Annotated in this window: 11 protein-coding genes; 3 read left to right on the top strand and 8 right to left on the bottom strand. The window is 63.0% G+C overall.

Annotated elements, in window-relative coordinates:
• Window positions 1-166 precede the first annotated feature (166 nt).
• Window positions 167-1,111 carry a LysR substrate-binding domain-containing protein gene (locus tag R3C98_RS00895; RefSeq protein WP_371312227.1) on the top strand — a complete coding sequence of 315 codons (945 nt, stop codon included), beginning with the start codon at window positions 167-169 and terminating at the stop codon, window positions 1,109-1,111.
• Here the strand turns inward: R3C98_RS00895 and zapE are convergent.
• From zapE to R3C98_RS00880, 3 genes are all read right to left on the bottom strand, one after another.
• The gene (zapE, locus tag R3C98_RS00890; RefSeq protein ID WP_371312226.1) at window positions 1,098-2,225 is read right to left on the bottom strand and encodes a cell division protein ZapE; all 1,128 of its coding nucleotides are present in this window, start codon (window positions 2,223-2,225) and stop codon (window positions 1,098-1,100) included. The genes R3C98_RS00895 and zapE overlap by 14 nt on opposite strands.
• A gap of 7 nt (window positions 2,226-2,232) precedes the next feature.
• Complete coding sequence (locus tag R3C98_RS00885; RefSeq protein ID WP_371312225.1) at window positions 2,233-2,847, bottom strand: rhomboid family intramembrane serine protease; 615 nt, start codon at window positions 2,845-2,847, stop codon at window positions 2,233-2,235.
• Window positions 2,848-2,947: 100 nt separating this feature from the next.
• Window positions 2,948-3,391 carry a response regulator gene (locus tag R3C98_RS00880; protein WP_371312224.1) on the bottom strand — a complete coding sequence of 148 codons (444 nt, stop codon included), beginning with the start codon at window positions 3,389-3,391 and terminating at the stop codon, window positions 2,948-2,950.
• Window positions 3,392-3,649: 258 nt separating this feature from the next.
• On the opposite strand from R3C98_RS00880, the gene R3C98_RS00875 reads away from it, so the two are divergent.
• On the top strand, window positions 3,650-4,552 hold the full coding sequence (locus tag R3C98_RS00875) for a GNAT family N-acetyltransferase (protein ID WP_371312223.1): 903 nt from the start codon (window positions 3,650-3,652) through the stop codon (window positions 4,550-4,552).
• Window positions 4,553-4,555: 3 nt separating this feature from the next.
• Here R3C98_RS00875 and R3C98_RS00870 read toward each other — a convergent pair whose 3' ends face one another.
• On the bottom strand, window positions 4,556-5,056 hold the full coding sequence (locus R3C98_RS00870; protein ID WP_371312222.1) for a hypothetical protein: 501 nt from the start codon (window positions 5,054-5,056) through the stop codon (window positions 4,556-4,558).
• Window positions 5,057-5,175: 119 nt separating this feature from the next.
• Between R3C98_RS00870 and R3C98_RS00865 the strand changes: the two genes are divergently transcribed.
• Entirely contained in the window at window positions 5,176-6,186 is a 1,011-nt protein-coding gene (locus R3C98_RS00865) for an alpha/beta fold hydrolase (protein WP_371312221.1), read from the top strand.
• On the opposite strand, the gene R3C98_RS00860 is transcribed toward R3C98_RS00865, so the two are convergent.
• The 4 genes from R3C98_RS00860 to R3C98_RS00845 all read right to left on the bottom strand — a co-directional run bounded on the left by R3C98_RS00860 (window position 6,155) and on the right by R3C98_RS00845 (window position 11,688).
• Window positions 6,155-8,017: an alpha/beta hydrolase gene (locus R3C98_RS00860; RefSeq protein WP_371312220.1), complete on the bottom strand. Its 1,863-nt coding sequence runs from the start codon at window positions 8,015-8,017 to the stop codon at window positions 6,155-6,157. The two genes, R3C98_RS00865 and R3C98_RS00860, sit on opposite strands and share 32 nt — an antisense overlap.
• Before the next feature lie 67 nt (window positions 8,018-8,084).
• On the bottom strand, window positions 8,085-9,635 hold the full coding sequence (locus R3C98_RS00855) for a GNAT family N-acetyltransferase (protein WP_371312219.1): 1,551 nt from the start codon (window positions 9,633-9,635) through the stop codon (window positions 8,085-8,087).
• Window positions 9,636-9,704: 69 nt separating this feature from the next.
• Window positions 9,705-11,000 (bottom strand): ATP-binding protein, encoded by a 1,296-nt coding sequence (locus R3C98_RS00850; RefSeq protein WP_371312218.1) that lies wholly within the window; start codon window positions 10,998-11,000, stop codon window positions 9,705-9,707.
• 7 nt (window positions 11,001-11,007) lie between these two features.
• Window positions 11,008-11,688 carry a response regulator gene (locus R3C98_RS00845; protein ID WP_371312217.1) on the bottom strand — a complete coding sequence of 227 codons (681 nt, stop codon included), beginning with the start codon at window positions 11,686-11,688 and terminating at the stop codon, window positions 11,008-11,010.
• Window positions 11,689-11,692: the final 4 nt, after the last annotated feature.

Raw genomic sequence — 11,692 nt, 5'->3', positions numbered from 1 at the left:
CGGCACGCGCTTCGGTTGGGGGGCGAGAGTGCATGCAATATAGTTGGCTCCACGGTCTGCGATCATAATCTGGCGCCGAACGATAGATAGTTCCAATATAAAAACTCTCTTGTTTCAATAGTGAAAACCTATCAATATTGGCGTGGTCCCTGAGAGGAAATCACGCATGCGCCCAACGCTTAGACAGCTGCAATACCTCGTCGCGGTGGCAGATACCGGGAAGTTTCACGAAGCGGCCCGCATGCTCAACGTCTCGCAGCCGAGCCTTTCGGCCCAGATCGCCGAAGCCGAGCAGCAGCTGGGCGCGATCCTGGTCGAGCGCGGCCGTCACGGGGCGTTCATGACGCCGCTGGGCGAGGAGGTTGTCCGCCGTGCGCGGGTCATCCTGACCCAGGTGGAGGACCTCAAAGCCTTTGCGCTACGTCCCTCGGGCGAAGTGGCCGGGCGTTACCGGCTGGGCACGGTGCCGACCATCGGGCCTTACCTGCTGCCGGGCGCCATCCGGGAGCTGCACCGCCTGTATCCCGAGCTTCGCATGAATGTGCACGAATCCCGCACAGCGGACCTCGATGAACGTCTCAATGATGGCCGCCTCGACATGATCATTTCCACACCGGAGGATCATGCCAGCCGGGTCTATATGGAATTGTTCGAGGAAACCCTGTTTGTGTGTGCCGCGCAGGAGGACGAATTGTCCGCCAGAAAAGGCCCGGTCGATCTGGACGCCCTGCGGGGGCGTGAACTGTTGAGCCTCGGCCCCGGGCATAGGCTCAGCCTTATCATCCAGCAGCTGGCGGATGCCGCGGGCGCCCATATCAGTACCGAATATGAAGGCACTTCACTGGACGCCGTACGCCAGACGGCCAGCATGGGGGAGGGGGTGGCAATCCTGCCAAACCTCTACGCCGTGGTGGAGGCCCAGCGCGACCCAAGCCAGGTGGTCCGTCCGATCCGGCACAAGCTTGCCCGGCGCAAGATCGGGCTCATCTGGCGTGAGGGGTCGCCTTTGTCGGAACCGATTTCCGAAATGGGCAAGGTGATGCGCGATGTCGCGGGAGAATTGCTTGGCGGCGATGGCAAGGAATTGAAGCGCGGCGTCAATCGACGCTGATTTCGACACGCTCTTCGGCGAGATAATCGGTAGAACGCATTTCGTGCAGACGGCTGACGGTGCGTTCGAACTCGAAGGCGCCATCGCCCTCTGGATAGAGGGTTTCCGGTTCCGCCGCTGCGCTCGCCACCAGCTTGATCTTCGCTTCGTAAAGTGCATCGATCAGCGCAACAAAGCGGGCCGCTTCGTTGCGCTTGTCGGCACCGAGCTGCGGAATGCCGCGCAGGATGATGGTGTGGAAGTTCGCTGCGATGGTGAGATAGTCGCGTGAGTAGAGCGGGCGGGCGCAGAGCTCTTCAAATGTGAACCAGGCAACGCCGGCCGCCTCGCGGCTGACTTCCAGCTTCCGGCCTTTGACCGTCAGCGTCACATGCTGGGCGTGCGCGCCCGAGGTAAGCCGCGTCCACACTTCTTCCAGCGAGGCATCCGCCTCCGGCCCCAGCGGGGCATACCAGACCGGTGCCGCGATCAGCCGGTCCAGCCGGTAGTCGCGGTCAGACGCGAGATGGAACACGTCGCACCGGTCCTTGAGGTGTTTGATGAAAGGCAGGAAGAGGGGGCGGTTGATACCGTCCTTGTAAAGATCGTCCGGCACGCGGTTCGATGTTGCCACCATGGTCACGCCGCGCTGGAACAGCTGGTCGAACAGGCGGGCGAGGATCATCGCATCGGCGATCTGGGTGACCTGGAATTCGTCAAAGCAGAGAAGTTGCGCCTCAGCGGCGACCTGTTTGGCGACCGGGGGAATCGGATCGTCGCCGGCGCTTTTTACGCGCCAGGGGGAGCGTTTGCGCTCGCCCTCCGGCATCTTGCGCCAGGTGTCGAGCAGGTCCTGGATCTCGGCCATGAATTCGTGAAAGTGCACGCGGCGCTTCGCCTTCGGCGCGGCATTCTCGAAGAACAAGTCCATCAGCATGGACTTGCCGCGCCCGACCCCGCCCCAGAGGTAAAGCCCGCGCACAGGCTCCGGCTTCGAGAACAAGCCGCCCTTCGGCGGATTGGCGAGGCGGCGGGCAAGATCGTCGAGCCGTTCGGCTGCTTCGGCTTGTATAGGGTCGTTGGTCAGCAGGCCTGCGTCCACACGTTCCCTGTACTGGCTGAGCACTTTTGTCATGATCGGGTCAGCCGAATTGTTGCGCGATCTGGTCCATCAGCTTGCCGAACGCGTCAGGCTTCAGCACGAGCGTCAGGACGATGCCTGCAACCGCGCCGCCAAGATGGGCGCCGTGGGCGATCATCGTGTTCTCGCGCTGGGAGTAGACAAAGCTGATGACGATGAAGGCGAGGGCATAGAGGCCAGCCCAGATCGGCAGGGCAAACATCAGGTAGATTGTCGCGAAGGGGAACAGGATGCCGACGGCGGACATCAGGCCGGAAATGGCACCGGAGGCGCCGATGGCGCGGTAGTCCGGCTGGCGGCCCTTGTCGACGACTTCCCAGAACGACCCGCCGAGCAATGAGCCGAAATAGAGGATCGCAAACCCGGTGCTGCCGAACACGGTCTCCAGAGGCGGGCCGAAATAGTAGAGCGTCAGCATGTTCACGAAGAGGTGCGCGCCGTTCACGTGCAGGAAGCCGGAGGTGAGCACACGGTGCCACTGGCCCTGTTCGCGGATCGGGCGAATCCACAGCGAGTTCTGATTGATGAAATCCGTCGCGCCGAAGCCGATCATGCTGGCAACGACATTGGCCAGCAGCAGGCTGGACGTGATCGGCGCCGAAGTGAAGAAATCCATGCCGAGGCTGTTTCCCGTCAGTGATAGGCGAAAGAAAACCGCCCGGAAGTGGTTCCGAGCGGCTTAGCAAGCTCTGGCCCCGAAGGGCAAGCACAAGGGATCAGGCAGCGCGGACGCGCAGGGCCGGTGTATCGGCCACCGTCGGCATCAGGTCCATCAGGAAGTCTTCGAAGCTGTCCGGGCGCTGGATGAAGCGATTGAACGGCAGACCGGCCTTGAAAATGGCTTCCGGGTGGATGTTGGCGCCGCAGCGGACCGCGGCTTCAACGGCCTGGTCGCGCGTGTCCATCGAGGAAACGACGGCAATCCGGTATTTGCCCATGTTTGCGATGCGGGCGATCGTCATGTCCGGATCCATGGAGTCCGGCAGGCCGAGGTCGAGGACGACAAGGTCGAAACGCTCAAGACGCAGGCGCGATTCCGCAGCCATCAGCGTCGGTGCCATGACAAGGTCAACCTGCACGCGTGAGCGGGCAGCCTTGTCCGCAGCGATGGCCAGCATGTCGCGCACCGGCGCGTGATCTTCAACCCAGAGAACTTTCATTAAATCTACCCCGATGCCTTTCCTGTGTGGCCGGTCCTTAACCTGCCCCCGATGTGTGTTCACTTTGCCACGCGCAGCTTACGGCTTAGTAAAGCGTTCCTTTCAGAAGTGTTGAAAACTCAATGATTTGCGATTGCTGCGGCATTTCGCAAAAGGGGTAAGAAACGGCCCGAATTGCCTTGTAATCAGGGGCTGTTTGCGGCGCTTCCGCAGGTTTCCGGCTTGGCTTATGCTGGTTTTCTGGAGAAACGCCCGAAAATGAGTGACGAAACACTCCCTCAAAAAAATCAGGTGCCGCGGAAGTCGGCCTTCCTGGATGTGGACACGCCGGACGACCTGCACATCGTGGATGTGCTGATCGAGGAGCGCTGCCCGAAATTGCGGGCGAGCCCGGCCTGGCCGCTGGTGCGCCCGGTGCTCTATTCCATGCTGGGGTACGACAAGGCCCGGCGCATGGCTGACGAGATCGTCGAACTGAACGGCCGCGAATCCTTTGACCGCCTGTCCCGCCAGCTCGCCTTCGACCTGACCGTTGAGGGCATCGAACGGATGCCGCGCGAAGGCCGGATGATCATCGCCGCGAACCACCCGACCGGCCTCGCCGACGGTGTCGCCGTGTGGGACCTGCTGAAGCGGGTACGCGAAGACATCATCTTTTTCGCCAATGCCGACGCGATCCGCGTCAATCCGAAATTCGAGGACGTCATCATCCCGGTCGAGTGGGTGATGGAGAAGCGCTCCCCCGCCAAGGCCCGCGAAACGCTGAAGCGGGCAGGGGAAGCGTTCGCGGAAGAGAAGTGCGTCGTCATCTTCCCGTCCGGACGTCTTGCGCGGAAGGAAGGCGACCGGCTGATCGAGAAAGACTGGTTCTCGACCGTCATCGGCCTGGCGAAGAAGCAGAAGGCGCCGATCCTGCCGTTAAACCTCGATGCCTGGAATTCGCGGCTCTATTACCTGCTGTGCAATCTCAGCGGCGAGCTGCGCGACATTACCCTGTTCCATGAGCTGCTGAACAAGCAGGGCTCAAAGATGCGGATGACGTTCGGCCAGATGATAGACCCCGGCACGCTGCAGGGCGATGCGGGTGAGCTGACCGAAAAGCTGAAGTCGCACGTCGCCTATGAACTGCTGGAAGATCCAGCCGCCGTGTTCCGGCCCTGAGGGTCAGCGAGCGGCGACGCGGTCGATGCGGGCAGGTTGTTCCGGACAGGCGACAGGCGTGCCGAGCGCAACCGGGTGCCCGCTGGGATGTCGGGCAGACCAGGCGGCGGCGGTCGACAGGCTGCGCGCATCCGCGAACAGGCTCATGAGTCCGCCAAGGGCTTCGGCCGAGGCGCGGGCGGAGCGGGCGGCTTCCAGCGCTTCCAGCCCGATCTCTGCCTCTTGGCCGAGGCTGAAGAAGCTGCACCCGATGGCGGCAGGGATGCCGGCCTGCTGTGTCCAGTCGCCGAGCCGGGTGGCGTTGTAGGCGAACCGCTCCACTTCGATGACATAATCTTCGTCCAGCGCAGGCATGCGGCCTTGCCGGGCGGTGTCCAGCAGCGGCGCGGAATCCCCGGCGAGGGTGACGGCTTTCGCGCCCCAGAGCTCGGCGAGTTCCGGGCTGGCGGAGGCGGACCCTGCCATCAGGGCGAGTGCGGAAGCGAGACTGATCTGTTTCAACATGGGCCGTCCTGTCCCTTTTTGGGACATTCGGCGCAAAAGCCGTGCCGGATTTGCCCTAGGGACCGGACTTGCCAGATAAGAAGCAGCGTCCCAGAGTTCATAAAAAAGGGAAGACGTGAATGAGCGGGGAGAACAAGGGCATCGTCAGGGACCAGCCGCCGGAGATCCCATCCGAGGGCGGGCCGCTGGCCGAGTTCAAGGGCGCCGTGCCGCCCGCACCGGAATGGTTCCGCAAGGCGGTCGCCACCCCTTATGAGACGGGCTCGGTAGAGGTTAAGGGCGCAAACGTTACCTATCAGCGCTGGGGCAAGCGCGGGGCGCCGGGCCTGTTGCTGGTGCATGGCAATGGCGCGCATGCCCATTGGTGGGATTTCATCGCACCTTACTTCGCCGAGGAATATAACGTCGCGGCGATCACGTTTGCGGGCATGGGCGACAGCGATTACCGCGACAATTACGACATGGCGACCTTCGCCGAGGAGGAAGTCGCCGTGGCCGAGGCGGCGGGCCTGTTCGACGGGCCGACCAAGCCGATCATTGTGGCACACTCCTTCGGCGGCTTCGTCACGCTGGTGACGGGCGCAAAGTATGGCGAACGGTTTGACGGCATGGTCATCGTCGACAGCCCGGTCAATCCGCCGGAGCGTCCGCATCGCGGGCCGGACCGCAAGGGCCGCCCGAACCGGGTCTATCCGGATCTCGCTTCGGCGCTCAGCCGGTTCCGCCTTGCGCCGCCACAGCTTTGCGACAACCTCTATGCGATCGACTATATCGCCCGCTGGAGCCTCAAGAAGGCAGACGAAGGCGGCTGGACCTGGAAGTTCGATCCGATGATCTGGACGCATTTCGACCCGGGTAAAGATCCGGGCGCGCTGCTTCAGGCCGCCCGCTGCCGGGTGGCGATCATTCGCGGTGAGACCAGCTCATTGATGCCGGACGATGTGCGCGAATACATGCGGAAGCTGCTCGGTTACCAGGTGCCGTTCATTTCCATTCCGCATGCGGATCATCACGTCATGCTGGACCAGCCCATCGCTTTTATTGCGGCATTGCGCACCATGCTGGCAGAGTGGAACCACTCCGATCCGCACCGGGCGGTTACTGAGGCCCCGTCGCCGTCTCAGGCATGAACCGGCCGGCGACGCCCAGCCACTGAACGATCCTGAGAGCCGACTGCCAGAGCGGGGCGTCGGGCGAGCCGATGGATTCCGCTTCAGCGGCCTGTTCTGACAGGACGAGGGCGGATTCTTCCACGCCGACACGGCGCATCGTGGTCATGGCGGTGGAGAAGGCCTGCTGGCCGCAGAACTCCGTGCGCGGCGTGCCGAGCACCCAGGCCACCGCATTGCCTTCCTCGCGCCGGCCCAGCAGGCAGCGCTGGTCGGGCTCAAGGCTGAGCCACAGGATCGCCTGGAAATCGGTGAAGGCACCGCCGAATATGTCCGAATGGCCAAGCCCGCCATCGGAGACTGCAGACGTGTCGATTGTGTTCAACACCGGCAGCAGCACGGGCTCCGCCGAATCCCCCGCGCGCCGTCCTGTCCCGTTGAAGCGCCGCGAGGCCTGCAGCGCCCGGTCCTTCGAACTGGCGTAGAGGGTGAAGTCGTCTGCAAGGCCGCCGACCTGCGAAACGCGTTCGATGAACTCGTCCGCGTCGACATCGGGAGAGGCGAAGATTACTTCGTTGAAGAGTTTCTCTTCCGGACGGTCCTGCGTCATCTGTTCAAGGGCGAGGGTCAGGAACTCGTTCCCCATCGAGTGGGCGACGATGCTGATCCGGTCCGCACGGGTCTTGTCGGCGAGGATCAGCAGGAAGTCTTCAAGGTCCTTCACAGCGTCCTGCGTGATCTGGGACCGGTCCGCCTTGTAGCCGAACAGGCTGCCGGCCGATGGCCAGGAATAGAAGACCGCGGCGCCGTCGATCTCGAGATCGGTCGACAGCTGCGCGGTACGTTCGATGCCGGCGTCGAACTTGGTGTTGTAGCCATGGATCAGCACGAAGATCTCGCGGCGCTGCGACTTGGCGAGTTCAAGCTTCACCTCGCGGACAAAGGCTTCCATGTCCGGATGGATCTTCATGTCACCGACGATGACATGGCGGGCCGGGTCAGGCCGCACATCGAAGCGCAGCATGCTGGGCTTCGGGATTTCGCCAAGCGCACGGTTGCGCGGCACCGAGACGATCACCGTTCCGGTCTCAAGCTTGCCGCGCTCTGCGCCATAATAGGTCCGCGCGTCGAGCACCGGCTTGCCGTCGACGACCAGCATCTGGCCGGGGTCCGGCGCACGGTCAGTGCCGTAGAAGACTTTCACGAGGTCGAAGTCCGGCTCTTCGCCGAAGACACGCGGGGCCACACGGCGGCCGGTTGGCAATTCGGCGCCGGTGTCACGGCCGCGCTCGATACTGTCTGCGAGGGCAAGCTCCATTTCCTGCAGGGTCGCAAAATCGCCCGCCATGGCGATCGCAGCCATGTCCAGCCCGTTTGCCTTGGCAAAGGCAAGCAGGGGCGCCATGCGCGGATGGTCGACGCCGAGATGATCTGCCACGAGGCGGACGGCTCGTCCGGTATGATCGGTCGCGGTGGCGGTATCTCCTGCAGCCGCTGCAATCTCGGCCATCCGGGCCTCGAAATTGATGAGGCGGGCCCAGTCCGGCTCCGGTGCAACGGCTTCGGCTGTCGCCAGCTGTTCATAGGCGGCGAGGGCGCCTGCCGTATCGCCTTCACGGGCCATCAGGTCAGCCAGATCCTGCTGGAGGGCCATGTCGGTCTCCGGCGCTGCCATGAGTTCGGCGGCGAGGGACAGCATGGCATCGCGGTCGCCGGCGGCTTCGGCATCGCCCAGTTCCACTAGCAGGTCGCGTGGCGGTGCGGCTGGCGCTGGCGTTTCAGGCGGCGGGGTGGCGCAGGCTGCAAGGATTGCCAGCAGCGTGGCCATGGCAACGGCGCGTAAGCGGGGCATGCAGTATCCTCCTCCAGGATGGGGGAATACTAGGAAGCGCGCGCCTTGCCTGCAACAGGGCGAAAGGTCAGCGGCGCTTCTTCCAGTTCACCGAGTAGAGGTCGAACCGGCGATCCTTCAGGTTCTGAACGGCGCCGGACTGGCGGGCCGTCAACAGGTCCGACAGGGAAAGATCCGCCAGTGCGATGGTTTCGGTGTTCGGGGCTGTATCGGCTGCGACGCCATCGCGGGCAAAGGGAAAGTCCGACGGGGTCAGGATGCAGCTCTCTGCGTAGTGGATATCCATGTTCTCCACATTGGGCAGGTTGCCGACCACACCGGAGAGCGCGACATAGCACTGGTTCTCCACCGCGCGGGCCTGGCAGCAGTAGCGTACGCGCAAATATCCGCGGCGCTCGTCCGTGCAGAAGGGGACGAACAGCATCAGCGCACCCTGGTCCACCAGGTGGCGGGCAAGCTCCGGGAATTCGGAATCGTAGCAGATCATCACGCCGATCGGGCCGCAATCGGTCTGAATGGCGAGGGCGCCCTTTCCGCCCTTGATGTTCCACCACATCCGCTCCGACGGGGTCGGGTGCAGCTTCTGCTGGGTATGGACCGAGCCGTCGCGCAGGAAGACATAGGAGATGTTCAGGATGTCGCCGTTTTCCATCATGCTCGGGTGTGTCCCGCCGATGATGTTGATGTTGTAGGAAACGGCCAGCTTCTCCATGAACTCGATGAAGCGCGGCGTGTACTCGCTGATCTTCTCGATCGACTCGACCGGGCCGAGCGGACGGTGTTCCAGCGAAAGGAGCTGCAGCGTGAAAAGTTCGGGGAAGACGACAAAGTCCGATTTGTAGTCCGAAGCGATGTCGGTGAAATATTCGATCTGCTGTTCGAACTCATCGATCGAGTTGATCTTGCGCATCTGGAACTGGACGGTCGCAATGCGCACACGTTCGGGCAGGGCGGTGTCGCCAAGGCTGGGCTTGGCCTTGATCTTGTCCTGCTCCAGCGGGTTTTCCCACAGCATGTGCGTGGCACAGTCTTTCGACTGGGCATCACCGAGCAGATAGTTGCGCAAGACGCCGATTGGCTTGAAGCCCTGGCGCAGCTGGAAATTGATCACCGGGTCTTTGAGTTTCTGATCCACGACGGCGGCGACATAGTCTTTCGGGTTCGGATACTCTTTTGCGTGGCGGGCATAGCCGGGCATGCGGCCGCCGAAGACGATGCCCTTCAGTTCCAGCCATTGGCAGAGTTCCCTCCGCACCCGGTAGAAGCGCTCTCCGATACGCAGGCGGCGGTAGTCCGGGTGGACCATCACGTCCATGCCGTACAGCATGTCGCCTTCCGGGTCGTGCCGGGCGGCGAAGCCTGTGCCGGTGATTTCGTTCCAGGTATGCGGCTTCAGCGCGACGTCGCTGGAGATCATGAAGGTTGCGCAATAGCCGACGATCACGCCTTCGTATTCGGCAACGAACTGGCCATCCGGAAAGCGGTTGATCTGGCCGAACAGTTCGCTTCGGGCATAGCCCATGCCTCGGCCATAGACGCGCTCCGACACTTCCATGATGCCGGGAATGTCGCGGACCTCTGCATTGCGGACGATGAGCTTGGCGGGTTTGTCTGCCATGGCTGTTTACCTGGGCCTTCTACCTGATCGGATGTCCGCACTCTCTGCCACATGCGGATTGAGAGATTATCAATGCGGCAAGCGAAGGCTGGCGCGCAAGCCGCCAAGCGCACTTTCGGAAAGGCGCAGGTCTCCGCCATGGGCGCGGGCCGTGTCGCGGGCCAACGTCAGGCCGAGGCCGATGCCGGATGTGTTCTGCGTGCGCGCCTCGTCGAGCCGGGAAAAAGGACGAAAGGCCTCTTCGTGCCGGTCTTTCGGGATGCCAGGGCCATTGTCGTCGATATGGACTTCCGCCGCGTGCGGCCCGTCCACGAGCGTTACCCGGACCGTGTCCCCGAATTTCAGGGCGTTGGAGAGAAGGTTGGTCAGTGCCCGCTTGATGGCCAGCCGCCGGCCTTTCACCATGATGGCGTCCGGGCCGGAGACGGGAATATCCTTGCTGAACCCGGCAGCGGCCTCCCGCACCAGAACGGCAAAATCGAACTCGACCGGCTCGTCGCCTTCCTCGCCCTTGGCGAAGGCGAGATAGCCGTCCAGCATCATCGCCATATCGTCTAGGTCAGCTTTCATGGCGCGGATCTCGTCGGTTTCGTCCATCATGGCGAGGGAGAGTTTGAGGCGCGTCAGGGGGGTGCGCAGGTCGTGGCTGACCCCGGCCAGCATCGCGGTGCGCTGCTCTGCGAAGGCGGTCAGCCGGTTCTTCATGTCGATCACGGCGCGGGCAGCCTCTCGTACTTCGTTCGCGCCGGAAGGGCGGAAGTTCGGCACGTCACGGCCCCGGCCGAAAGCGCGGGCGGCTTTGGAAAGGCTGAGGATGGACCGCACCTGCTGGTTCAGGAAGGCGACCGCGAGCGCGATCATCATCAGGCTGAAGATAATGACCCAGATGATGAAGAAGTGTGAGGTGATCGTCACGGCGCGCTTGCGCTCGACCAGCACTTCCGCAGTTTTCCCAGCGGCAGGAAAACGGATATGGATGAGAGAGTCGTTAGGGCTGAGGCCAACGATCACCGGCACGCCGAGCCGCGTGCGCAGCTCCTGCCGCAGGACATTCCGGTAAGAGAAGGCTTCGAGAAAGCCTTCGGCTTCCGGTGCGGCCTGGGGAGCATCGCAACTGAAAGTGAGGTCCAGGCGGCTGGCGATGATGCCGCGTGAAACGGGGGATTGGGAACGGCGCTCGCAGAAATCCTGCACAACGCTGACATCCCGTGCGATGGACTGGCCGAGCTTGCGGTTCACCTCGGCGATATGACTGTCGTAATAATACCAGGTCGTGACCGTCAGGATCAGGACAACCGGCAACACCACCATCAGAAGGCTGCGGGCATAAAGGCCGCGGGGCGTGATATCGCGTAGTCGAAACATGGCGGCGTCAGTCCGGCATCAGGCGGTAGCCGATACCGCGCACGGTCTGGATATGGATCGGTTCCTTTGGGTTCGGCTCGATCTTGCGGCGCAGGCGCGTGACTTGAACGTCAACCGACCGCTCCATGCCAGCAGACGTGATCTCGGCGAGTTCTTCGCGGCTGACCGGTTCGCCGGCACGGGCGGCGAGGGCGGTCAGCAATTGCAGTTCTGCATCGGTCAGGCGCACGCGCTCGTCGCCGGACTTCAGTTCCCCGCGTGCCGCATTGAATATCAGGCCGGACATTTCCAGTTCTTCCGGCGGCGCCGCCTTGTGGGAGCGGCGCAGGATCGCCGCGCAGCGCAGGGAGAGTTCCTCCGGTTCGAACGGCTTGGCGAGATAGTCGTCGGCACCGCGCTTCAAACCCTCGATCCGGTCGCCGGCTTCGCCCCGCGCGGTCAGCAGCAGGACGGGTGTTTCCCGCGACACGCCCTTGCGAATACCCGAGAGGAGGGACAGGCCGTCCTCGCCGGGCATCATCACATCCAGGATGGCCATGTCGAATTCCATCGTGCCCATCAGCCGGCGGGCCGCCTCGGCGTCCGGGGCCGCGGTTACGCGATAGCCTTCCCGGCTGAGAAAACGTTTCAGCAGGTCGCGAATGCGATCGTCGTCATCGACGACGAGGATGTGGGCGGCGTCAGTCATCTTC

This window comes from Hyphomonas sp., from assembly GCF_041398465.1.
In the GTDB taxonomy this organism is placed as follows: domain Bacteria; phylum Pseudomonadota; class Alphaproteobacteria; order Caulobacterales; family Hyphomonadaceae; genus Hyphomonas.
The sequence above is the reverse complement of the archived record's forward strand: the minus strand, read 5'-3'. Positions and strand labels throughout refer to the sequence as shown.

Excerpts from the sequence above, each read along its gene's own strand:
- R3C98_RS00870 (WP_371312222.1), bottom strand. The coding sequence starts at position 5,056 with ATGTTGAAACAGATCAGTCTCGCTTCCGCACTCGCCCTGATGGCAGGG.
- R3C98_RS00845 (WP_371312217.1), bottom strand. The coding sequence starts at position 11,688 with ATGACTGACGCCGCCCACATCCTCGTCGTCGATGACGACGATCGCATT.
- R3C98_RS00865 (WP_371312221.1), top strand. The coding sequence starts at position 5,176 with ATGAGCGGGGAGAACAAGGGCATCGTCAGGGACCAGCCGCCGGAGATC.
- R3C98_RS00855 (WP_371312219.1), bottom strand. The coding sequence starts at position 9,635 with ATGGCAGACAAACCCGCCAAGCTCATCGTCCGCAATGCAGAGGTCCGC.
- R3C98_RS00880 (WP_371312224.1), bottom strand. The coding sequence starts at position 3,391 with ATGAAAGTTCTCTGGGTTGAAGATCACGCGCCGGTGCGCGACATGCTG.
- R3C98_RS00850 (WP_371312218.1), bottom strand. The coding sequence starts at position 11,000 with ATGTTTCGACTACGCGATATCACGCCCCGCGGCCTTTATGCCCGCAGC.
- R3C98_RS00860 (WP_371312220.1), bottom strand. The coding sequence starts at position 8,017 with ATGCCCCGCTTACGCGCCGTTGCCATGGCCACGCTGCTGGCAATCCTT.
- R3C98_RS00885 (WP_371312225.1), bottom strand. The coding sequence starts at position 2,847 with ATGGATTTCTTCACTTCGGCGCCGATCACGTCCAGCCTGCTGCTGGCC.
- zapE (WP_371312226.1), bottom strand. The coding sequence starts at position 2,225 with ATGACAAAAGTGCTCAGCCAGTACAGGGAACGTGTGGACGCAGGCCTG.
- R3C98_RS00875 (WP_371312223.1), top strand. The coding sequence starts at position 3,650 with ATGAGTGACGAAACACTCCCTCAAAAAAATCAGGTGCCGCGGAAGTCG.
- R3C98_RS00895 (WP_371312227.1), top strand. The coding sequence starts at position 167 with ATGCGCCCAACGCTTAGACAGCTGCAATACCTCGTCGCGGTGGCAGAT.